Origin of the sequence: Plectonema radiosum NIES-515 (genome assembly GCF_025753815.1) — a bacterium.
GTDB classification, from domain to species: Bacteria; Cyanobacteriota; Cyanobacteriia; order Cyanobacteriales; family Nostocaceae; genus Hassallia; species Hassallia radiosum_A.
On the sequence record NZ_JAOWRF010000370.1, the window covers coordinates 1 to 23,116 of the forward strand.

The following is a 23,116-nucleotide window of genomic DNA, read 5'->3' on the forward strand; positions in this document are numbered from 1 at the left end:
GAGTGGGGAATGGGGAGTGGGGAGTGGGGAAGCTGGTATAATTTAAACTGAACCTACTTTTTGTAAAGATGCGGTGGGGGTAATTGCTGCTTTCAATTCTTGACAAAGTTTTTCTACAGCTTGGAGTCCTTCGCTGGGACTACCCGTTGCTAATCTTTTGACAAAGGCACTACCGACAATTACGGCATCTGCACCCCATTCCATGACTTGATGTGCTTGTTCTGGGGCAGAAATACCAAAGCCAACACCAATTGGTTTATCGGTGACGCTTCGCAATTCTGTAATCAAATCCTTGACGCGGAGTTGGATTTGAGAGCGGATACCTGTAACGCCTGTTACACTGACGAGGTAGATAAATCCTTGAGATTGACGAGCGATCGCCACAATTCTATCTTGAGAGCTGGTAGGCGCTACAAGCAATATTACCTCAATTCCAAAACTAGCAGCAGTTTGAATTAATTCTTCTGCTTCTTCTAAAGGTAAATCTGGCACCACCAAACCGCGCACCCCAGCATTCGCAATTTGCGCTAAAAATGACTTAATACCCCGGTATAAAATCGGATTGTAATAAGTAAATAAAATTACTGGCGCTCTCAAGCTGGGACTCAGTGATTGCAACATTTCTAGCACTTGCTCTAATTTTGTTCCTCGTTGCAAAGCACGAGTTGCTGCTGCCTGAATTACCGGACCATCTGCGAGAGGATCGGAGTAAGGAACGCCCAATTCTATAAAGTCTGCACCATTACGATCTAAGATGCGTAAAGCTTCGGCGGTAGTTTCTAAGTTAGGATCGCCAGCTGTAATAAAGGGAATTAAAGCACACTGTTGGCGATTTCTTAAAGTTTGAAAGTGATGAGAAATAGAAGTCATACGGGGAATGGGGAATGGGGAATGGGAAATGGGGAAAACAACGCTCCAACTATCAATTATCAATTATCAACTACCAACTATCAACTATCAACTAACAACTAACTTATTCCTTCGCAAACAAATTACGTGTAGCTTGTTCTACATCGCTTTGTTTAACTAAACATTCTCCCACCAAAACTGCACGTACACCAGCTTCAGCCACTAAGGATAAATCAGCGGGTGTAAATAATCCTGATTCGCTGACGACGGTAATATCCAAGGAAAGCAATTCTTGTTGCCGTTGGGCTAAAAGTTGCTGTGTAGTAGCTAAATCAACCGTAAAATTTTCTAAATTGCGGTTGTTAATTCCTACCAAGCGTGTACCGTCCAGCTTGAGTACGCGATTTAATTCGGCTTCGGTGTGAACTTCTACCAGCGCAGTCATTTCCAATTGGTGAATTAGTCGCAAAAAGTCTTGGAGTTCTTCATCACTGAGGATAGCTGCAATTAATAATACAGCATCTGCGCCCGCCGCTCTTGCTGTATAAATTTGGTAGGGGTCAATGATGAATTCTTTGCAGAGTAGTGGTAATTCTACCTGTGGACGGATGCGACGCAGATTGTCAAAACTGCCTTGAAAGAACTTTTCGTCTGTGAGGACAGATATACAAGCAGCACCACCGCGTTCGTAAGATTTGGCGATCGCGATCGGGTCAAAGTCTGCTCGAATAATACCACGACTCGGTGATGCTTTTTTTACCTCGGCAATCAAGCTAGGTTTGTAAGGACTTTGCTGTAAAGCACTGAGGAAATTTCGCACTATTGGTGCATCATTTAACTGATTTTGCACAGTCGTCAAAGGCATTTCTTGCTGCATTTGAGCAACTTCTTGCTTTTTGTGGCTGACAATTTCTTCGAGAATGTGACGGGGAGGGGCTTGGTTCGTCATGATTTAGTGGATAGTGGATAGTGGTTAGTGGTTAAGAGTTAGGAGTTAGGAGTTAGGAGTTAGGGCTTTTTCAACCAACAACTAACAACCAACAACCAAGCACCATCCACTAACTAATAACTACTGATTCTTTCGTTTGCGTGTATTTACGGACGACGTTTTTGATGATGGCTAAACCGATTTCGCCGGTCAAAGTCATGATTGACTCTGGGTGAAACTGAACGGCAGCGATCGCAAGTGTTTGATGTTCAATTCCCATAATTACATTGTCTTCGGAAATCGCTGTCACTTTCAATTCTGCTGGCATTTGTTGCGGTAGAGCAAATAATGAATGATATCTACCCACGACAAAGGATTCCGGTAAGTCTTTGAACATGACAGAATCTGTATCGGTGACGAAAACCCGCGAGGATTTACCATGTTGGGGATAGTTGAGAACTCCCAATTCTCCACCAAAAGCTTCTACAATGCCTTGCAGCCCCAGACAAACTCCAAAAATGGGAATTTGGCGGCGGACACAAGCGGCGACCATCTCCGGCACTCTAAATTTACTTGGTCTACCAGGACCAGGAGAGAAAACAACTAAGTTAGGACGTATTGTATCAAAAAGCGATTCATCAAAGCCATGACGGAGTGTGGTGACGCTTGCGCCGGTTTGCCGGATGTAGTTTGCTAGTGTGTGAACAAATGAGTCTTCGTGGTCAATTAATAAGATGTGCTTACCGGGTTCCACATCGGGAATGCATTTGCTCAATTTTGTAGATGTGCATTCCTCCATTTTCTCGTCTGTTTCTTTGGCTTGGCGAATTGTTTCAAATAAAACAGCACCTTTGGTGATTGTCTCTTGTTCTTCGGCTTGTGGTATGGAATCGTAAAGAACTGTTGCACCAACTCGCACTTCGGCAATTGAATCTTTTAAGCGAATTGTTCGCAAAATCAAACCAGTATTCAAATCACCATTAAAGCTGAGATAGCCAACTGCACCACCATACCAACGTCGAGCGCTACGTTCATGCTGTTCGAGAAATTGCATGGCAGCGCGTTTGGGTGCCCCTGTAACTGTAACTGCCCATGTATGGGAAAGAAATGCATCTAAGGCGTCAAATTCTTCTCGTAATGTGCCTTCAACGTGATCGACTGTATGAATTAAATGGCTGTACAATTCAATTTGCCGACGCCCAATTACTCTGACGGAACCTGGTTCACAAATTCGCGATTTGTCGTTGCGATCTACGTCGGTACACATTGTTAACTCAGACTCATCTTTGTGTGAGTTGAGTAACAAAAGAATTTGACCTGCATCGTCAATGGCATTTTGTCCCCGCGTAATAGTACCACTAATTGGACAGGTTTCTACGCGCCTACCTTCAACGCGGACAAACATTTCTGGGGATGCACCGATGAGATATTCTTCACCCAAATTAAAGACAAATCCGTAGGGACTGGGATTGATTTTTTTTAAGGTTTCAAATAGTTTGCTGGGTGATTGTTCGCAAGATTCAAAAAAGTTTTGACTGGGAACTACTTCAAATAAATCGCCTCGACGGAAGTAATCGAGTGCTACTTCAACTTGTTTGGCATAATCGCCTCTTTTATGGTCAGCACTTAATTCTGGTTGAAGACGTTTGCCGCGATAATCTATGGATTCACCTGTGCGAGGAAGATTATTAGTATTTCCATGCGCTGTTTCAAATTCATATTGAAGACGAAATGCGCGTTGTAGATAGTAGTCAACTACGACTAATTCATCGGGCAAATATAATACTAAATCCCGCTGGTCTTCAGGACGTTCTAAGCGCTGGGGAATTGGCTCAAATTGAAAAACTAAGTCGTAACCAAATGCACCATAAAGTCCTAAATGCTGGTCTTCTTTACTTGAGAAGGTATGTAGAATTTCTCGGACAACTGTAAATGCTGAAGGTTGTTTACTGCGTTCTTCTTCGGCAAATAATTCTTGTGTTTTCTTGACAGTTCCGGTAATATTATCTTGATTTGAAATTACTTCTTGAAGTTGTTGTGATTGCGATAAACGCTCTAGCAGTAATGGCAAGAGAATTTTGCCGCGATCGCTTAATGCTTTGATCGTAAAACTATTCTCTCTTGTAGTTAATTCTAAGGGGGGATTGACAAATCCAATCGCCCATCTTTTATATCTTCCTGGATATTCGTAGCTGCTAGTCAGCAAGCCTCCACGTTGAGAATTTAGATAAAATAAAATATCTTCAAGTGCTGTGTCTATGTTGACTTCTGTCATGGAGCGCGAGACACGCACACCCCCAAGTGTTGTATAATTGTGTGAATCAACAATCATGAGCAATTCCTCTATAATATTTATTAGTCATTTGTCTCTGGGAAGTTGGGACAAATGACTAATCGATGAAAATGTAATCTAACTTGTCGCCGAGTTTGTTGCAATTAATGAAGTTTTGTTATTTCTTCTTAATAAATCGTACCAATGTTACGCAATTGAATATATGAAGGATTTATTGCTATAAGTATCAATTATTTTGCTTTTTCTATTAATTTATTAAGAGAATTATTGATGAGTAATTTAAAATATTTTACCTCTTCCTCTGGTTATACAGTAGACATCTCCAGAAAATAATGTAGAGACGCGAAATTTCGCGTCTCTACATTATTTTCTGGTTAACGCATAATTAATTTCCGGAGATGTCTAATAGACATCTCCGGAAAAGAATGTAGAGACGATTCTGTGCTACGTCTAATCAAGGGTTGTGGACAATGCTTAATTTTCAAATAGGTTGTCTAATAAGTTGAGCTAGGTAATAATTGGCAAGAGGGGTAGGGAAAATGTACCTAAATGCTTGACAAAATGCTTTATTTACCATGTTAACGATAATTTGTGAATTGATAGCGTTTTTAAACGCAGAGGGGCACAGAGTAAGCGCGGAGGAACGCAGAGTCTTTCTGAATTTATTTCGTTAGGAACTTGTAAAATGGTATTAGTGTAACGACGATAGCTGTGGCTGCTATGGTCGTTAATAGTTGCAATAATTGAAAGTGACTATCAATGTATAATGTAGAACTTCCTGCCAACTTGACTGACTTTGCAGAATTGCTTGGTCGAGTTTTGGCAGGAGAAGAAGTTATTCTTTCCCAAGCTGGTACTCCCGTTGCCCGCATCGTACCCCTAAATCAGCGACCATTACCCCGAATTCCACTCCTTAGACTGTGGTAAGGTGGTCATTGCCCCCGATTTTAACGAACCCTTACCGGAGGATGTTTTATATCATGTCTCCCCTGATTAATTTTAATAAAAACGCCGCAAACGTCGTAGAATAGAGACGTTCCGGTGGAACGTCTCTACAATAAATGTAATAAGCCTGTCATGATATTAAATGATTGTAGCGGGGGACGAAGGTGTATCTACAGTTAAATGACTGAGGATTAACTGACAAACATCGATCGCTTGTATTGATGAAGAAAGCAGGTGATTTTGTTTGGTAATAAATAATGGACTTTCTGCTATGGAAGGTGGAATACAACCGTGAGAACCTTTTACCAATGAAGCATCTAAGGGAATGACATCCATTAAATAGCGAAACCCAAGTTGTTTTTTCAGCAATTTTGCCGCGATTTTCAGTTTGGGAAGCTTGATTTGCGGGTCAACAAACAATTCTACGGGGTCGTAACCGGGTTTGCGATGGATGTCTACGGTTCTGGCAAAATCGGGAGCGCGATCGCTATCAAGCCAATAATAGTAAGTAAACCATGCATCTGAATTGGCGATCGCTACCAATTCTCCGGATCTGGAATGATCTAAATGGTAAGCTGACTTTTGGCTATCATCTAAAACCTGAGCTACTCCTGGTGTTTCTTCTAAAAGCGATCGCACTTTGGGAATATAAAAGCGATCGTTAACGTAAACATGAGCAATTTGATGATCTGCAACCGCAAATGCTTTACTAGCACCTGGATCTAATAATTCTCGTCCTAATTCTTCCCGCACTGCTAGCAAGCCTTTTTCTCGCAGCATCCGATTTAGGTGGATGGGTTGAGATACATCAGTAATTCCATATTCTGACAAAACGATGACTTGAGCGCCGCAATTTTCATAAAACGAAATCAAATCGGCACAAACTGCATCAATTTCTTGTAAATCTTTCGCTATTTTGTTGATGTCAGTTCCAAATTTTTGTAAGCAGTAATCGAGATGCGGTAAATAAATCAGTGTCAGCGTTGGGTTAGAGTGTTCTTCTGACCACTTTGCAGAATTAGCAATCCACTGAGTAGACTTGATCGATGTGTTGGGACCCCAGAAATTGAATAAGGGGAACTGTCCTAAATCTGTTTGAAGTTGCGATCGCAATTCTGCCGGTTGAGTGTAAATATCCGGAATTTTCCTACCATCAGCAGGATACATCGGTCGAGGAGTAACTGCGTAATCTACTGACGAGTACATATTGTACCACCAAAACAAATTCGCGCAGGTAAAGTCAGGAAAGAGCGCTTTTGCCATATCCCAGACTTTCGGAGCCTGAATTAATTTGTTAGACTGTCGCCAGAACTTAATTTCACACTCATCACGAAAATACCAACCATTCCCAACAATTCCGTGTTCGTTGGGTAATTTCCCTGTAAGATAAGTAGCCTGTGCTGAACAAGTGACAGCAGGTAACATCGATTCTACCGACGCGATTTTCCCACTAGCCGCCCAACGCGATAAAAAGGGCGTATGCTGACATAATAAGCTGGGTGTCAATCCCACCACATTAATAACAACTGTTTTTTGCATATATTATGTAGTAAGCACTTCAGTGCTTAAAATCCTTAAAATAAACATCAAAAAATATCTGAATATCATGCCCCGCAAATTATACATTGTAGAGACGTTCCGGCGGAACGTCTCTACGACGGTTGCGGCATTTTTGTTAATAAACGCGAACATGATATTATTTTTAACCTAACAACGCTCCAGCCAGCATCTTATTTAAAACCCACTCATACTCACGTTGAATCGATGCTGATAAATCTAGTTTCATCTCCCCAGGTAATACATCCCATGTATAAGTTTCAATTTCTAAATGATTACAAACCTGATGATTTTGTACCAGTTCCAAAATAGTGGTAATATCGTCTTGGGTAGATTGCAATAGTTGATAATCGCGGATAAAAATTGGCACATGAAAGTGAATTCGCCATTGAGATGCGGTGGTATTTTCCAAATCTGGTAAAGCGGCTTCTAAGTCCGAATATTGATTAGAGTTGCTGGTAACTACTTGATGTAAATACGTAGATTCTGCAAAAAGCAGTAACTTTTCTTTGATTTTGCGGCGTTGTTCGGCATCTTTTGGCACATCTACTTGTAAGGCTGCACTAATCTGAATTTTGCCAATTTGAATTCCTACAGCTTGAAATTGCTTGAAAACTGAAACTGGATTTTCAAAGGCGATCGCAAAATGGCAAGTATCGTAACATACACGCACGTGCTCTAATAAAAGCGCTTCGGCTGCTTTTTGAGGTATCTCCAATTGTTGTCCTAAATAAGCACCACCAATAGGTAATAAATGCTTTTGGAAATAATCAATTACCTCGGCAGCATTTTCAATTAATCCATCTGGTTCTGGTTCTAAATTTAAGTGCAGCAACTTTCCAGTATTAGCGTGGATGCGTACCATTTCCGCTACCACTTCTGCTATGTGCAAAGTAGCGGTGTTGATGACGGATGTTTGGGAATTTTGATTTCCTTTAAACCAAGGTTTGTAAGATAACGGTAGTGTAGAAATACTACCTTCCATTTCGGCAGGTAACAATTGGGCGAGAATATTGGTTAGTTGTAATGTGTAGTCTAACCGTTCTTGTTTAGACCAATCTGGTGCATAAACTTGGTCTTTTACTACTTGCTGATGAAATCCACCATAAGGAAAGCCATTCAAGGTAAAGACGTATAAATTATGTTCGACTAACCATGATTTAAACTCTGTTAAGGTGTCTCCTTGTAATAGTTCTTTGGCTGCTATTGCTGCTAAACGCAAGCCAATACCAAAGGGTTTTCTTGGTGCTATTTTTGCTTTTAGTTCTGGAATATATTGCTGTAAGTTACTAAATACTTTGCTCCATTCTTCACCGGGGTGAATGTTGGTGCAATAGGTTAAGTGAATGTTGTTTTGTATTTTCATGTTGTGTGAGTGTTTCACGCTTCCGGAAACGACTGAAGTCGTTACTACGGGTTAATACGAAGTTGGACATTATAACCCAATACGGTTCAGTTAAGGATTTTTGGTACTGATTTTTGACCTGTAGAGACGCGAAATTTCGCGTCTCTACACTCGGATTTTAGGCTTAACTGAACCGTATTGCATTATAACCTCACCCCGACAAAGCTGTGCTTTATCTCCCCTCTCCTTATTAAGGAGAGGGGTAGGGGGTGAGGTGTAAGTCATGAAGGCAACTCGGTTGAAGTTAAATTTCACGTTTTTGGAAACGACTGAAGTCGTTACTACGGGTTAAGTTAAGCTTTCGGATACAGATGAAGTGAGGAAGGTGGAAATGCTTTTTGTGTGTCTATCTTCTACAACCTCTTGCAATAGGGAGATAGCTCGTTTGTACAAAGATAAATCTGCTTGGTGAACTTCAATTCCTTGACCAATTCGTTGTAGCAGGGTTAAGGTTAATTCTCCACCCAAATGTTCGCGAAACTCTTGCAAACCGCGAAATAAACTGCGGGAGTGTTCTGGTTGTGAGAGTTTTTCTGTTAGTTCGGGAACGTATAATACAAAGCCCAATGTAATCAGTGTATTTAGAATGCACTGCCATTCTAACCGGGAAATATTTCCTAACAAATAGGAGTAAGTTGTATCTAAGGCAATACCGATCGCAACCGCTTCTCCATGACGCAAGTTATAATTTGTCAGTTGTTCTAGTTTGTGCGCTGCCCAATGTCCGAAATCTAACGGACGAGATGAACCCATTTCAAAGGGATCGCCACTCGTGGCTATATGTTCTAAATGTAACTGAGCGCATCTGTAAATCAACGGTTGCATCGCGTCCATGTCTCGGCGACGTAGTGCTTCGCTATTGGTGCGGATGAATTCAAAGAAGTCAGCATCCTTAATTAGGGCGACTTTCACAGCTTCAGCAATGCCAGAACGCCAATCGCGATCGCTTAATGTACTCAAAAATGATAAATCATTAACTACTGCGTATGGCGGAGCGAATGTGCCCAGAAAGTTCTTTTTTCCAAAGGCATTTATTCCGTTTTTCACTCCTACACCAGAATCATTTTGTCCCAAGACTGTCGTAGGAATACGGATAAGTCTAACTCCCCTATGAGCAGTTGCAGCGGCAAATCCTGCTAAGTCTAACACCGCACCACCGCCAATTGCTATCAGGTAAGAATGCCGACATATCCCCGATGAATCAATCAATTTGTGAATTTGCTTGACTAAGTTGGGATTGTTTTTAGCAGCTTCTCCACCGGGAACTTTTATCGGTTCGCCTGCGAGGGTTAAGATATCAGCATGATATTTGGTATACAGTGCTATTTGCCTGAGCAAGCTACGCCGAAATTCTAATAAACCTGCATCTACTACTACTACTATTTTCTTTGGTTTTTGCTCACCATCGCTGGCAATTAATTGAGCCAGCATCGGGTTTTTTAAGTTAAAAACTTCATCGGTAAAGTGAACGCTATAGTCGAAGCTAACCGAAACATGTTGTTGAATCGGTTGCAAATTTAATGTAGTTTTTTCTGGGATACTCGCTACCATGTTTTTGGTGATGTTTCTAAAAGTGTTCCGCGATTTCAAGCTTGAACAAATACTTCTCTTGAGCGAGAACCGTCTATGTAAATTGCTTCTACAATATCGGTTTTAATGTTTTCTGGTGCTAATACTAACGAACCGCAGACGCTCAGAGTGGCAGAGAAAGGAAAAAAAGAGAGTTAGGCTTCTTATACGAGTCTTGATTTGAACGTCTTTCTCTGCGCCTCTGCGCCTCTGCGTGAGAAAAAACTTACAATTGCTGTATAAGCAAGTTGTGCTTCTCGTAAAGGCAATTCTGATGTTAGTTGCAGCGATAGGCGATCGCGTAATAGGTCGATGACATTTTCATCGGTTTGTTTCAGCTTGTCTGGAATCATAAATAATCCAAATATACCGAAGTTACAACCGCGAGCAGTCGCCATTTCAACTTCATTAAATAAACTTTTTTATTTATAATTGATATGCTTCCTAATTTTTGCGGATGTTACGCGATATCAAATATCAATAGGTGATTCGCTAGAAGTGAATTTGGGCAAAATATCTAAATCTAATGCTGGGTTGGCGATCGCATCTGCAAATAATTGCTCATACTCATCGAGTGCTTGCTCAAAAGAATAGCGCTCTACGGCAAATTCTCTTCCTTTCTTACCTAGCATTTCTGTTTTCACAGGATTGGTATATAAATCCATTACCGCTGCTGCCAGTGCTTCAGGTGATTCTGGTTTCACTACTATACCACCACCACTTTTACGGATTGCTTTGGCTGCGGTACCGCTAGCAGGAACTGAACCAATAATCGCTCTACTACTTGCTAATAATAGTGGTATTTTGGAAGGCATGTTAAAGGAAATTACATTGCTCTTTTGCACAATCAAACCGATATCGGCTCCTGCTAACATTTCGGGTAGTTGTTCTCTTGGCTGTAAGGGCAGCAGTACTACATTATCTGCCTCACAAGTTTGGCAATATTTCTCCAATCTTTCTAAAGCTTGAGATTCACCCGCGATCGCAAAAACAATTTCTGGTATGTGACGCAAGCGAACTGCTGCTTGTACTACTGTTTCTAAACCTTGTGTCAGCGCAATGTTGCCTGAGTAAAGAACTACAAATTTATCATCTAGTTTATTGGCTTTTTTCCAAGCGTTATTTTCTTTTGGTAAAGGACGGATAAAATTTACATCTACCCAATTAGGAATACACCTAATTTTACTAGGTGAAACTCCCTTTTTTATTAAATTTTCCACAAAACCGTCAGCAATAACACTGATGCTGTGTGCTGTGCGGTAAGCAAATTTCTCTAGGGTTTCCAAGGCTCGGATCATCCATTTGTTTCTAATCAGCCCAACACGTACAGCAGCTTCTGGTAAAATATCTTGTACATTCAACACTACTGGGCAGTCATACAAACAACCCAGCAAAGCTGCCGGCAAGGACACCATCAGCGGCGGGACTGTCAAAAGAATTACATCGGGTCGCCACCCATTCAAGGCTTGGGGGATGCTTGTAAAGACAAAGCTTAACTCTAGCAGCAGCCGATCTACAAGGTTGGGTTTAGACTTTATTCGCAGATAGCTACGTTGGATAGTAACGCCATTTTTTTCTTCTGTCACATACCATTTACCCCGATAACCATCGTAAATCTGCCGCTGAGGATAGTTGGGCATACCTGTGATTACCCGAACCGAATGACCCCGCTTCACTAGTCCTTCTGCCAGTTCAGTCATTAAAGGAGCAATCCCAATTGGCTCCGGATGATAGTTGTAGGAATAAATCAGAATGTGCATATCTGTCTTGAAAATAAAGGCACTTGGACTAGGGTAAGAAGAAAGTATATTTTTACTTTTTTTGTTTGATAAATCACCCGTGGGAGGTATGTAGCAGTTAATTTCTGGCAGTCACCATATAAGTCTCAACCCTGTATTATTCTTATTTATAGTTATTATTGGCAGCTTTATGCTTTAAGTTACTGCAAAGATTCGTGCGATCGCCATTGAAATTGGCAACAAACTTAAAACCAATAATCCGTAACTCCAACTAGCGAACCCCGCTGCTAATGTAGCATCTAATACTATTAATGACAACACCCCGGCTTTGACTGCAATTCTTATTTGTTCTGGGGTTGGTTGGCGCACGGCTTTGATAAAAGGCAGTAACACCCGCGTAGCAAAAAGTATAATAAATGGCAATGCAGTCAAAACTTTATAATTCTTTAATAGCCCTAGTGCCAAAAGTCCGGAAATGACTATAACAATCAGTGATAATGCTACCACTCTAGTAGTACTTTTGCCGACTTTGACTTCATCTCGACTGAGGGTGGTGATACCAGCGATGTAAGCGATCGCAATCAAAGCCAAATACCAATATTCTCCGACCATCGCCGGTGCCACACTCACACCTAACAATAAGTTCCCACCCCGACAAACACCCATGTTAATCGGACCCAAAACAGGATGATGCTTCCCCACAGCGTCATAAAGTAAAGCCATACAAGCAACGATCCCAGCCACAGTCGCACTCTTGGTAGAAACTTGCAAAGCTGCGATGACACCAACGCTCAAAAATATACTTCCCAAGATAGTTGCACCCCAAACCGATGCTCTACCACTAGGAATCGGTCGTTCCGGTCGCTCTTCAGCATCTAGTTTGGCATCGAATACATCATTAAATACAATTCCGCCACCGTACAAACCCGTAGTAGCCAGCAGCAACCACGCCAATGGTGTCAACTCACCAACGTAAAGAGAAGCTGCAAAGCCGGCTAAAACATCTGCCCAAGCAGTAACAATATTAGCAGGGCGCAACAATTGAAGATATGCCCAGAGAGAATTTCGACTGAAAGTAGCGGTGTTCATGGGGGAGGTGGGAGAGTGGGGGAAGCATGGTGTGGGGGAGGTGGAGCAGAGGGGGAACCGTGGTGTGGGGGAGGTGGAAAAATAACTCCTAACTCCTAACTCCTAACTCCTAACTCCTAACTCCTAACTCCTAACTCTTACTCAATCAATGCATATTCACGCATAGACTCGACAAGCGGTTGTTGTCCGCGCAGAACGGAGTTACCGTTAAATAACTGCCGTTGGTCGATAGCTGAGGGAGACAGCCAATCAGCAGAGTGCATTTGACCGCTTTGGCTGTAAGCTGCGAGTGCGTTTTCATAACAGACTGCTTTGACATCAGATTCTCTTATTCCTCTGTCTATCATCAGTTGAGCAGTTTTAGGAACAGCTAGCGGATCGCTAATTCCCCAGTCAGCGCTGCTGTCTACAATGATGCGACGAACGTTGTCACGTCCCGCTTCGCTTTCGCTTCCATATTGGCGTACAATCTCCACCATGCGAGCATTGCCCATTTTGGTATTCGGATAAATTGTGAAACCTGCCCAAAAGCCCCGATCCAAAACTTCTTCAACCGTCTCTTCATTGTTATGATCCACAATCACCTTCGATGGATCTAACCCATGTTCAATGCAGACATCCATACTACGACTGGTGCCTGCTTTTTTATTCCGATGGGGTGTGTGAATTAACACTACCATGTCAAGTTCTTTTGCCAACTCTAACTGTAGACGGAAGTATTTATCTTCGGCAGGCGTCATATCGTCGTAGCCAATTTCACCAATAGCGACTACACCCTCTTTGCAAGCAAACAAAGGTAACAATTCCATCACTTGCTCTGCCAAAGCTTCATTATTAGCTTCTTTAGAATTCAAACCAATCGTGCAATAATGGCGGATACCGAACTGAGCCGCTCGAAAGCGCTCCCATCCCACCAAGCTGCTAAAATAATCTTGGAACGAACCAACATTAGTCCGGGGTTGTCCCAACCAAAAAGCTGGCTCAATTACAGCCACAATACCCGATTCCCGCATCATCAGGTAATCATAAGTTGTGCGGGCAGTCATGTGAATATGAGGATCAATAAACATCATATTATTTCTTCCTTCGTAGTAAGCACTTCAGTGCTTAAATCAGTGCTTAAATCAGTGCTTAAATCAGTACTTAAATCAGTGCCGAAAATAAACCTCAAAACCCCTACCACTACCCCTTAACCAAATCCACCAATTGCCAAATCTCCCGACAAACCGATCGCCCAGCAGCTTGACGTTCATTGGCGTAATCAACTAACATTCTTGCTAGTTCTGGATTTGCACGTTGGTTAAGCCCCTGAATTAAACTTACAGGGCTGCCAACAAAAAAAGCTTTCAGCACCATCTGATTCCAAGCCAAATTGTCAAAATACTGTGCCGGATAAGGATTTGTTAAAGCAACAGCATTAAAAACTGCCGTCATATTGCTGCGAACTCCTTCAGCAGCACGGTGACGAAGTTTTTCTGGGTAAGGTAAAAGCGGTAAAGCTTGATAAAGTGCAATTAATTCCCCCACATCCGCAGTGGTGAAAACTTGCTCCAACGTGTGCAGATATTTATCAGCATCATCATCAGGCAAAGACAGCAGCAATAAAGTCCGAGCAGCTTGATCCACACTCCACTTAGTGGGAACCCAACCTGCTACTATTGCCGAGGCTGCTTTTAACCCATCTTGTGTTAAGTCCAAGTCATTTTTGCCAGTATAACGAGGCACAGCGCTGAAAGCTGTAAAGAACACTCGCACATTAGCACCGTTGCTTATCTGCTTTCTTTTTTCATCCAGCCAGGTAAGACTTTGTGTATTCAACCGCTCTGAAAGCCAGCGATGTAATAAATCAGTGACACTAATTAAGTTTAAATTAATTACAGCAGACATAATTAATAACACTTTTTCAAATACTTGTCTTTTTTCTCTCTCGTTCCCTGTCTGCGATCAAGTGTCGAGCTAATTAACACTAATAAAAACATCCCAACCCCCGTAGAGACGTTCCACAGGAACGTCTCTACATGATATGCCACAGGAACGTCTCTACATGATATGCCACAGGAACGTCTCTACATGATACGTAATTAAAGGACATGATATGAGAGGGAATACGTACATGTGGGCTGCTGCCCTCCTTTGATTGAGGGTACGAAGCTAAACTGTAGTCTTTTGCAGTTGCTTCTCTAAAGTGATGATTGTCCTTTGCCGCTTGTCTTTCTTCAATTTGACAACAGTAGCTCCTATTCCCAACAAAGCTAGAGCTAATGTTGTGCTTGGTTCAGGCACTCTCGCTCCGTTTTCTACCTTCAACACTTGAACGCGACCTTGGAAGAAATCGCCTACATACAGCTTACCGTCTCTGTAGCTTGTGCCACCTGTCCAGTTAAACCTGCCCGGAGTTAAATCGAGAGGATTGCCAAAGGGAGGTTGACCTAGTTGTGGAGGTGGTACAGGATTGCCAGATGCATCAAGGGCAGGTTGTCCATATGCAGTCAGGAACTTACCATTTTTATCGAATACCTGAACGCGGCTGTTGATAGAATCAGCTACATAGATATTCTCATTTTCATCCACTTCTAAACCGATTGGCTGAAGAAATTGTCCATCTCCCGTGCCTTGTGTGCCAAATGCAAACAGAGCTTTACCTTCTGGATCGAGTACTTGAACGCGGTTGTTAAACTGGTCACTCACATAGAAATTTCCGCTGACTGGGGAAATTCTTACACCTGCTATACCTTGGTACTGCCCAAGTTGACTGCCAGTTGTGCCACCAATGACACCAATTAGCTGTCCGTCCTTTGTGTATTTGTTGATTTTATCACCGCTAAAATCACCTATATACACATTGCCAGCTTTGTCGAATGTTACACCGGATGGTCCAAAGAAAGCTCTACCCGGTATCAGACCACCAAATTCACCAAAGGAGTTGATAAACTTGCCTTGAGGATCGTAAACGTTAACGCGGTTGTTGAAAACATCACCTACATACAGATTCCCGGTCTGCGGATCGAATTCTAAAGCTGATGGCTCGTCGAATTGTCCGGGTCCTCTACCACCTTCACCAACTGCCCCAATATAAGTACCTTGAGGGTTGTATATTTCGACCTTGTTACCGATCGCTGGGTTAAAACTGCCGTCTGGGTTCAAACCACGACCGTTACTTACGTAGACATTCCCGGTTTTTTCTTGTACGGTTATGCCTTGGGGAACAAAAAGTTGCCCAGGACCGAAGCCAGGACTACCTATATCACCTTCGTATTTCAAGCTTAATGAAAATGCTTGAGTAGCTGTTGATACAACTGCAAATCCCGCGCCAACTAAGGCAAATGATAAATTTTTGACTAATCCCATAGTGAAATCTCTGTCGGATGAAGTATACTCTTGGCTGGGTTTTTGTTCCCCTGTCCAATCTGGGAAGCTTCGATTTGAGCTGCTGGGTTAAACACAGCAGCCTACTTTGTGAGCGATCGCTCACAAAATCAGGAATTAGAGAATTTCTACTTTAGCTAGCAACTCTTCTCTTGGCTTTTGTTGACGTTTGCGTTTGCCCATTGCAACGGTTGCCCCTAAAGCAGCAACAGCGAATAGACCTGCACCAGCACTCGGTTCGGGTACTCTCGCGGATCTAGGGTCAATCTTGATGATTTGTCCTGTGCCGGCGAGTCTGGCGCGATTTGAGATATACAAGTTACCATCAGGACCAACAGTAATACCAGAAGCTGCTTCTAATCCGTTACCACTCCAGATAGTTGTACGAGTACCATCTTTGGCAATTTTGATTACAGAACCGCTAATATCACCAGTAATTACACCACCCTGTTGAATTTCCTTCCATTCGGAATTATTGATGTGTTGCAATGCATACAAGCTGCCATCAGCGTCGTATGCCACACCTGTCAACTGTGTAAAGCCATCTAGGATGGTTTTGATTGACAAATCATCGCCAACGCTAAAGATGCGTGCTTCTTTCTCTGGATAGGGGAAGTAACTGTATTCGCTGACCGTTAAACTGCCATCAGGAGCAAGTGCTATACCTGTAGGTACTGATTGGTTAGATACAGGCAGACCATTCACAGCCTTTGTATAACCTGGGGGCAGTGGTGCACCTCCTGTTGGGTCTACTGTCCCCTCAGGAAGAGTTGGGAATTGGTCTACAGTTAGTTGTATTCTTTTTTGAGGGAACGCGGCTACATTCTTAATACCAGTGCCATCGAGTCCCACTGAGTATATAGTGTTTCCACCGCCATCAACAACGTAAGCGTTATCACCCTTAATTGTAAAGGCATAGGGGTTAGAAATTAAATCAGTGCCATCGGGATTATTTAGGGCTTCATACTGAGCAAAATCGGCAAGAGCTGTCAGCGAACCAGTGCCTAAGTCTACTTTGTATAGTTTACCCAGGTCAGGAGATTTTAATACGGTATCGCGTTTGGTTGGGTCGCCGGCATAACCTGTCAATAGATAAGCGTTACCTTTGGAATCAAATTTGAAGTCCGCAGGACCTGCTGCTTGTTCCCCAGAAGGTACTAATGCTATGGATGTAAGAGTTGAAAATACATCTGTTTTTGTACCGTCCTTAGCAATTTTGATGACGCTACCGTTAGGACCAGCACATAAAGGAATATATTGGGCACTAGGTGATGGGATACATCTTCCGTCGTTTCCGTCTCCCCCTTTACCGCTGGTTGTCACATAAAGACTACCATCGGGACCAAACGCTGTGTTCCGGGGGTTATTAAGACCGTCAGCAAGTACCGACAGCGATGCGGCTTCTGCTGCTTGGTTTAGAGCAACAGTGGCAATGCTAACGGTTAAAAGTTTAAGGGCAAATGACTTGAGTTTCATAAAGAAAATTGAGAGTTGTTAGTTGTGGAAGGTTTAATAGTTATAAAGACAACGATTCCCAATAACTGGGAAACACAAATCAAGCATTCCCTGAGACAACCCCTCCAGGTGGAGAGGTGTCGGCTTGAAAATGAGTGGGTGCTGTTGGTCAATCCACCAAAGCTTTTTCCTTGCCTAAAGCAAAAAGCGGATTCATCGCACAGGTGTATTCTCAATTCTGATTACTTGTCCTTGTCCTGGACGACCGCCTCGATTAATGATATAGAAGGCATTATCTGGACCAATTGTAAAGGCTGCGGGTGACTCTAATCCATTACCACTGAGTAAAGTTGTGCGAGTGCCATCGATCGCTATTTTGATCAGAGATCCTTCTGATTTTCCTTTCCAACCTGAGGCATTCATATGCTGCAATGCATACAAGTTGCCTTTAGTATCGAAAGCTAAGTCAATCAGTTGGGTAAAGCCGTCTGCGTAGACAGTTAGTCCATCAGCATCAATACGGTATATTTTTGCTTGACCTTCTGGAAAGGGAAAGCCAGTAAATTCGCTGACGTAATAAGCACCATCAGAACCTTTAACAATATCTGTAGGTACTGATTGAATTGCTATTTGCGATGGTGGTGCTTGACGATAAGTATTAGCTGGTGGTACATGTCCCCGGTCAAAGTTTTGCGAGTTAGAACCGGGGAAGATTGGATTAGTTAATATTTGGTTGGGAATTGCAGCAATTACCTTTAGATCGCTACCATCAATATTTCCACTGAGTACGTTGTTTGTCCCTGCATCAACTAATACAATTTTATCTGCGTCTATGTAAAAAGACAAGGGGTTACTGACGACTTCACATGAACTTGATATAGAGTTATTAGTAAGTTCATAATTAGCTATATCGGCAGTGCTAGTCCAAGTATTTGTACTTAAGTCGGCAGTGATAATTTTCCCTAAGTCGGTGTTGCCTAATGCGCGATCGCGTAAGGCTGGATTCGCAGCATACCCAATCACAACATAAGCCTTACCTTGAGCATCAAATTTGATATCGTGAGGACCAGCAGCTCCAGTCCCATCAGCAAATGCCACAGAAGGTAAACCTGTCAGTACAGGTTTAACGATGCCATTTTCAATTATTGCGATCGCACCACTCGTGCCATAACATAAATCACCTTGACCGCTGGGTGATGGAACACTCTTGCCATCTCCCCCAATTCCCGATAAAGCAATATAAAGACTACCGTCGGGACTAAAGCTTAGACCTTTCGGATTATTAAGACCGTCGGCAAGTACTGCAAACGATGTAATAGTATGTTCCTTCAGTTTCATTTTAAAAATTAAGAATTAGAAGAACAGAGTAGGAGTTGTAGAGACGCGAAATTTCGCGTCTGTTAGGAATTCTTTATTCCTAACTATCAACTCCTAACTCCTCACTTTATTTGCCCTGCGGTGCATAGCTCATACCACGGTCAAACGATTGTAGATTGCCGGCTTTGGCTTCTGTCAAACGTTTGATGTTCATGTTCTCAGCCCCAAAATCTTCAATTTGAAGTTTGCCGTAAGGCAGTTGTTCATCCTGTTTCCAAAATGTGATTCGGTGCAAAATAAAACCAGGAGCTTCCGCATCACCGAAAGCATAAGAAGCCGGTATCAACATGCTCGGACAGCGTTGATAAAATCCTTGCTCAGGATAAAAGAATTCATGCTCTACCAAATACCATTTACTAACAGGTTCTACCCGCAACGAAACTTTAACTTTATGACCATATTCATCGCGATACTCACCCGATGAATCCGAAATTTCGCCATCTGCTCGCACTAAATGTGCCCAGTCGTTCATATTTTTCAAATCTGACAAATACGCGACTCCTACTTCTATAGGAGCATCAATATAGATGGTGTCAGTATCAATAAAATAACGCCCTTTTGCGGCTGATGTCAAACCAGCTTTGCGTTCCAAATTAGCTTTAAGCGAACGACATTCAGAAGTATGTACGGTATGAATTCCCTGCATAATCATCTGAGTTTGTCGCTTTGGATCGACAAAACTTAACCAGTGAAAATACACACCTTTTTCCTCTGTCCCTGGTTCAATGTAATCGCTAGGGAAAAGCAAAACTGGATAAACTTGAAAATATTTCTGATACTCAAGTCCACAATGCCATTCAATACCTTGAAGTTGCGAGTGCTGTAATTTTTTAACATGATAGTAGAGGTCTCTATGATAACCTGAGGCAGTTCCGCGCCAGGTATCTTCGTCCATTTGCTCTGCCATTCGGCTATAAAGCGTCCACTCATCTAAGTTTTTTAGACTGCAAAGGTACTCGTAAGTATTCAAGAGTGAATTCGCAATATAAGCAGATGTAGCAAAGGTATTTTTTTCCACTGGACACTCCTATAATATATTGGTGGTTAGTAGTTACTAGTTAATGCTTAATGGTTAAATGTTCCGACTATCAACTAACAACTAACAATTATTTGATTTTTAATTTTTCTAGCGCTCATAATCCGTTCTTCTGCCAACTGTTTAGCAGCTTCATTAGTGGTAATTTCTTGTTTTTGAGCACGAGCAAAAATTTCAAGTAGTGTGTCGTAAATATTATGCAATTGCTTCAAGGCTTTTTCTTCGTTATACCCAATCATTTCGTTGTAAACGTTGATGAGTCCTCCGGCATTAATTACATAATCAGGACAATAAAGAATCCCTTTTTCTGTAATCATCTGACCGTGAATTTGTTCTTGAGCTAGCTGATTATTGGCAGCGCCGGCAATAATCGAGGCTGACAAACGATGAATGGTCTGGCTGTTGAGAATTCCACCTAATGCACAAGGAGAAAATACATCGACATTGAGAGAGTAAATTTCGTCTGGAGCGACAACCGTTGCACCTAAAGTGCGTTTTACTTCTTCTGCTTTTTCTTGACTAATATCAGTGACAAAAAGCTCTGCACCGTTTTCGTGTAAAAGTTGGCAAACATTTCTGCCAACGTTGCCCAAACCTTGAACAGCGACTTTTAGCCCTTCTAAATTTTCGCTTTGCAGGTGAAATTTCACGGCAGCTTTGATGCCTAAAAATACACCTTGGGCTGTGATGGGAGCAGGTCCACCAGATTTTTCTTCTACCCCAACTACATAATTAGTTTCTTGACTAATTGTTCTGACATTTTCTGGGGTAAGATTCACATCTTGCCCGGTGATAAAACGTCCTTGTAGTCTCTCTACAAAACGTCCGTAAGCTCTAAATAATTCTTCAGTTTTATCTGCGGGGTCAGCAATAATCACTGCTTTGCCTCCACCAACGGGAATGTTAGCACAAGCTGCTTTATATGTCATACCACGACTCAAACGCAGGGCATCTTTTAAAGCTGCTTCTTCGTTGACATAAGGCAACATTCGTGTTGCCCCCATTGCGGGTCCTAAGCTAGTGTCATGGATGGCAATTATTGCTTTGATGTGTGGGTCTTTGCCATGACAAAATAACACTTGCTCATGACCCATTTCTTCTACTGTGTCAAAAAGGTTCACCCTACACTCCACTTTTGAATTTGAGATTTTGAATTAGAATTAGCAGGTAGTAATTGTCAATAACTCGCAATTAACAACTAACTACTAACCACCATCATTAAATATTTGGAAATGAAAGCATTCCAGAATTTTTTGCAGGGGTTGCTTTGACTCCTTGTGCGGCTAAACTTTGATTGCGACCTTTGGAAGGTGCAGCTCGATTCGGGTCAATGATGACGTCGATGAGGAAGGGAACTTGTGATGCGATCGCTTGTTCTAATGCTGCCTCTACATCAGATTCTTTCAAAACTCTGATTCCTTCTGCTCCCATTCCTTTGGCAATCATCACAAAGTCTGTGGGGGGAATTGATGCATCTGCTCCTGTGAGTCCCAACAATTTCATCCCTTGATGGCACATGTTATAGCGTGCATCATTCAGCACAATCCAGATTGCGGGAATTTGGTATTTTACGGCGGTGCTGATTTCGTTATTCATTAACATTGCTCCATCGCCAACAATGGCTACAGCTTTGCCATTTCGAGCTTGGGCGGCTCCAACAACTCCGGTGACGGCGTGACCCATTGCCCCAACTCCGGTGCTGACTCGGTAGCGATTAGTTTCACTAAATCTCAGTAAATGAGTTGACCAGGTAAAGGAGTTACCGCACTCTGCCATGACTACGGCATCGCTACCTTCGACGATGACTTTTTGAATTGCTGCCATCAATACTTCTGGTCGCACTGGAGTATCTGGGGCACCGGCTTCAATTGGTTCTTGTTCGGGGTTGGGAAAGGAAATCGCAGATGCCGTATTCTCTGGCATGTGCTTCAGCAGTGCTTGGACAAAGGTTTTGATGTCTGCCTGCACGGGGTAAGTTTGAGCGGATGCGTAAGCGACTCCTGGCACTTCTGGGTCAATGTCTACATGGACAAAACCACCAGGGGGAACCATTGCTGGACTCCAGAAACAGGTCGGTTCACCTAAGCGTGTTCCTAAGACTAGGGTGCGTAAGGGAGTTGCAGATTGCATGTATGTCATGACAGAGCCATGACCACCTAAACCTGTGACTCCGACAAACTGCGGATGATCTTCAGGAAAGATGCCTTTACCGCGAGGTGAACACATAACTGCTGCACCTGTTTTTTCTGCAAAGGAGCGAATTTCTTCGGCTGCATTCCGGGCACCGAATCCAACCCAGATGGCAAAGGGTCCTTCGGATAGTAATTCAACACATTTGGCGATCGCTTCAGTTGATGGTGCCACCGATAAACAACCAACTCCTAAATTGGGCAGGGTTATTTCATCAACTGTGCTTGTTTGTACACCTGTGGGGATACTCAAATGCGCGACAAATCCCCCCGGTTGCGCTAACCCAAGAGCAATTCTCCGAAAAATCTGGGGAAGTTGAGCGGCAGATTCTATGGTGACAGCATAGTTGAACAGCGCTCCTGAGGTAAATATTCCGCCGATTGGCAATGTGCTGCTGCTGGTTTCCTGAATTGCCCAGCGTCCCCGATGCGCTGCTGAGGTGCAAGCTGATAACAAAATCACTTTTGCCCCTTCTCCACGAGCCGCAAATAAGCCTGTGAGGGCATTGGTGATTCCGGGTCCTGCTGTGGTGAAAACTACGCTAGGACTACCAGAAGCAAAATAAGCTTCGGTGGCAGCAAAGGCGGCTCCGGCTTCATGGCGAAAGTTGAGCACCTGCATGGTACTATTCGATAGAGCACCCCAAAGGCTTGCCATTGCTCCTCCGGCAACACCATAAGCACAGCCTACTCCCAAGTTCTCTAGCATCTGGGCGATCGCATCCGCAACTGTCAGCGATTTGGAGTTTGCCCCTGATTCTAGATAACCGTTTTGCTTATACGGTTTTGCGGTGATTTGTGTTGTAGATGCGGTATATTTTTGAGTCATTGCTTTTACGTAATTCAAACTAAAATTGCTGGCATAAAAATCCCGGTAACTTTCTCAACCACCCCTAAGACTCATTTTTTCCAGAATGCAGAAAACGAAAAACTGAGTTTCTCTTGTAACTTTTGACTAGGCTTGGTTGAGAGTGGTAACACTTAAATATTGCCAAAGTATATAGTTACTACTAAGCCTTTCTACTGTGCTTCTGGAAACAAGCCTACGGGAGATTAAGAAGTATTTACAATGAATAATCTTTCGATCGCCTTGCCATTTCTTTTGCTGTTTGGCAATAGCTGCAATGCTCACTAAGCATAGCTTACAAATCTATTCCTTGGGATAGTTGAATGAGATAGCGAGATCCTTATACATTTAAAATGTAAGTATTAAAAAATACATTTTTTGGTAAGCCAAGTGAACCAAAAATCATTTATTCTTTGCAGTTCTGTTTCTGCCAAATAACTTTTACCTCAGATGTTTGTGTTGTTGTACACCT

The 23,116-nt window shown here is 42.6% G+C and carries 19 protein-coding genes; 1 reads left to right on the forward strand and 18 read right to left on the reverse strand.

Going from position 1 to position 23,116, the window contains the following annotated elements; translation table 11 throughout:
- Positions 1-42 precede the first annotated feature (42 nt).
- The 3 genes from trpA to OGM63_RS26130 form a co-directional block, all read right to left on the reverse strand.
- Positions 43-870, reverse strand: coding sequence for a tryptophan synthase subunit alpha (gene trpA, locus OGM63_RS26120; protein WP_263748625.1), 828 nt, complete (start codon positions 868-870; stop codon positions 43-45).
- 103 nt (positions 871-973) lie between these two features.
- The gene (gene trpC / locus OGM63_RS26125; RefSeq protein WP_263748626.1) at positions 974-1,798 is read right to left on the reverse strand and encodes an indole-3-glycerol phosphate synthase TrpC; all 825 of its coding nucleotides are present in this window, start codon (positions 1,796-1,798) and stop codon (positions 974-976) included.
- A gap of 109 nt (positions 1,799-1,907) precedes the next feature.
- Positions 1,908-4,109, reverse strand: a complete 2,202-nt coding sequence (locus OGM63_RS26130) for an anthranilate synthase (protein ID WP_263748627.1) — start codon at positions 4,107-4,109, stop codon at positions 1,908-1,910.
- A gap of 720 nt (positions 4,110-4,829) precedes the next feature.
- On the opposite strand from OGM63_RS26130, the gene OGM63_RS26135 reads away from it, so the two are divergent.
- The gene (locus OGM63_RS26135; RefSeq protein ID WP_263748628.1) at positions 4,830-4,997 is read left to right on the forward strand and encodes a type II toxin-antitoxin system Phd/YefM family antitoxin; all 168 of its coding nucleotides are present in this window, start codon (positions 4,830-4,832) and stop codon (positions 4,995-4,997) included.
- A 156-nt stretch (positions 4,998-5,153) separates the two neighbouring features.
- Here OGM63_RS26135 and OGM63_RS26140 read toward each other — a convergent pair whose 3' ends face one another.
- The 15 genes from OGM63_RS26140 to OGM63_RS26210 all read right to left on the reverse strand — a co-directional run bounded on the left by OGM63_RS26140 (position 5,154) and on the right by OGM63_RS26210 (position 22,929).
- On the reverse strand, positions 5,154-6,554 hold the full coding sequence (locus OGM63_RS26140; protein ID WP_263748629.1) for an alkaline phosphatase family protein: 1,401 nt from the start codon (positions 6,552-6,554) through the stop codon (positions 5,154-5,156).
- 163 nt (positions 6,555-6,717) lie between these two features.
- Positions 6,718-7,938 carry a metabolite traffic protein EboE gene (eboE, locus tag OGM63_RS26145; protein ID WP_263748630.1) on the reverse strand — a complete coding sequence of 407 codons (1,221 nt, stop codon included), beginning with the start codon at positions 7,936-7,938 and terminating at the stop codon, positions 6,718-6,720.
- Between the two features lie 327 nt (positions 7,939-8,265).
- A complete protein-coding gene (locus OGM63_RS26150; protein WP_263748631.1) occupies positions 8,266-9,528 on the reverse strand; it encodes a 3-dehydroquinate synthase in 1,263 nt (420 codons plus the stop codon).
- 182 nt (positions 9,529-9,710) lie between these two features.
- On the reverse strand, positions 9,711-9,944 hold the full coding sequence (locus OGM63_RS26155; RefSeq protein ID WP_263748632.1) for a hypothetical protein: 234 nt from the start codon (positions 9,942-9,944) through the stop codon (positions 9,711-9,713).
- Between the two features lie 72 nt (positions 9,945-10,016).
- A complete protein-coding gene (locus tag OGM63_RS26160; protein WP_263748633.1) occupies positions 10,017-11,306 on the reverse strand; it encodes a glycosyltransferase family 4 protein in 1,290 nt (429 codons plus the stop codon).
- A gap of 174 nt (positions 11,307-11,480) precedes the next feature.
- Positions 11,481-12,374 (reverse strand): UbiA-like protein EboC, encoded by an 894-nt coding sequence (gene eboC, locus OGM63_RS26165; protein ID WP_263748634.1) that lies wholly within the window; start codon positions 12,372-12,374, stop codon positions 11,481-11,483.
- A gap of 137 nt (positions 12,375-12,511) precedes the next feature.
- Positions 12,512-13,447 (reverse strand): TatD family hydrolase, encoded by a 936-nt coding sequence (locus OGM63_RS26170; protein ID WP_263748635.1) that lies wholly within the window; start codon positions 13,445-13,447, stop codon positions 12,512-12,514.
- 109 nt (positions 13,448-13,556) lie between these two features.
- Complete coding sequence (locus OGM63_RS26175; protein ID WP_263748636.1) at positions 13,557-14,261, reverse strand: EboA family metabolite traffic protein; 705 nt, start codon at positions 14,259-14,261, stop codon at positions 13,557-13,559.
- 264 nt (positions 14,262-14,525) lie between these two features.
- Positions 14,526-15,722 (reverse strand): scytonemin biosynthesis PEP-CTERM protein ScyF, encoded by a 1,197-nt coding sequence (gene scyF / locus OGM63_RS26180; protein ID WP_263748637.1) that lies wholly within the window; start codon positions 15,720-15,722, stop codon positions 14,526-14,528.
- Positions 15,723-15,857: 135 nt separating this feature from the next.
- Positions 15,858-17,216, reverse strand: coding sequence for a ScyD/ScyE family protein (locus OGM63_RS26185; protein WP_263748638.1), 1,359 nt, complete (start codon positions 17,214-17,216; stop codon positions 15,858-15,860).
- Between the two features lie 192 nt (positions 17,217-17,408).
- The gene (locus OGM63_RS26190) at positions 17,409-18,533 is read right to left on the reverse strand and encodes a ScyD/ScyE family protein (RefSeq protein WP_263748639.1); all 1,125 of its coding nucleotides are present in this window, start codon (positions 18,531-18,533) and stop codon (positions 17,409-17,411) included.
- Between the two features lie 106 nt (positions 18,534-18,639).
- Positions 18,640-19,590, reverse strand: a complete 951-nt coding sequence (gene scyC, locus OGM63_RS26195) for a scytonemin biosynthesis cyclase/decarboxylase ScyC (RefSeq protein ID WP_263748640.1) — start codon at positions 19,588-19,590, stop codon at positions 18,640-18,642.
- A 74-nt stretch (positions 19,591-19,664) separates the two neighbouring features.
- Entirely contained in the window at positions 19,665-20,729 is a 1,065-nt protein-coding gene (gene scyB / locus OGM63_RS26200) for a tryptophan dehydrogenase ScyB (protein WP_263748641.1), read from the reverse strand.
- Between the two features lie 97 nt (positions 20,730-20,826).
- A complete protein-coding gene (gene scyA, locus OGM63_RS26205) occupies positions 20,827-22,626 on the reverse strand; it encodes a scytonemin biosynthesis protein ScyA (RefSeq protein ID WP_263748642.1) in 1,800 nt (599 codons plus the stop codon).
- A 126-nt stretch (positions 22,627-22,752) separates the two neighbouring features.
- Positions 22,753-22,929, reverse strand: coding sequence for a hypothetical protein (locus OGM63_RS26210; protein WP_263748643.1), 177 nt, complete (start codon positions 22,927-22,929; stop codon positions 22,753-22,755).
- Positions 22,930-23,116 lie beyond the last annotated feature (187 nt).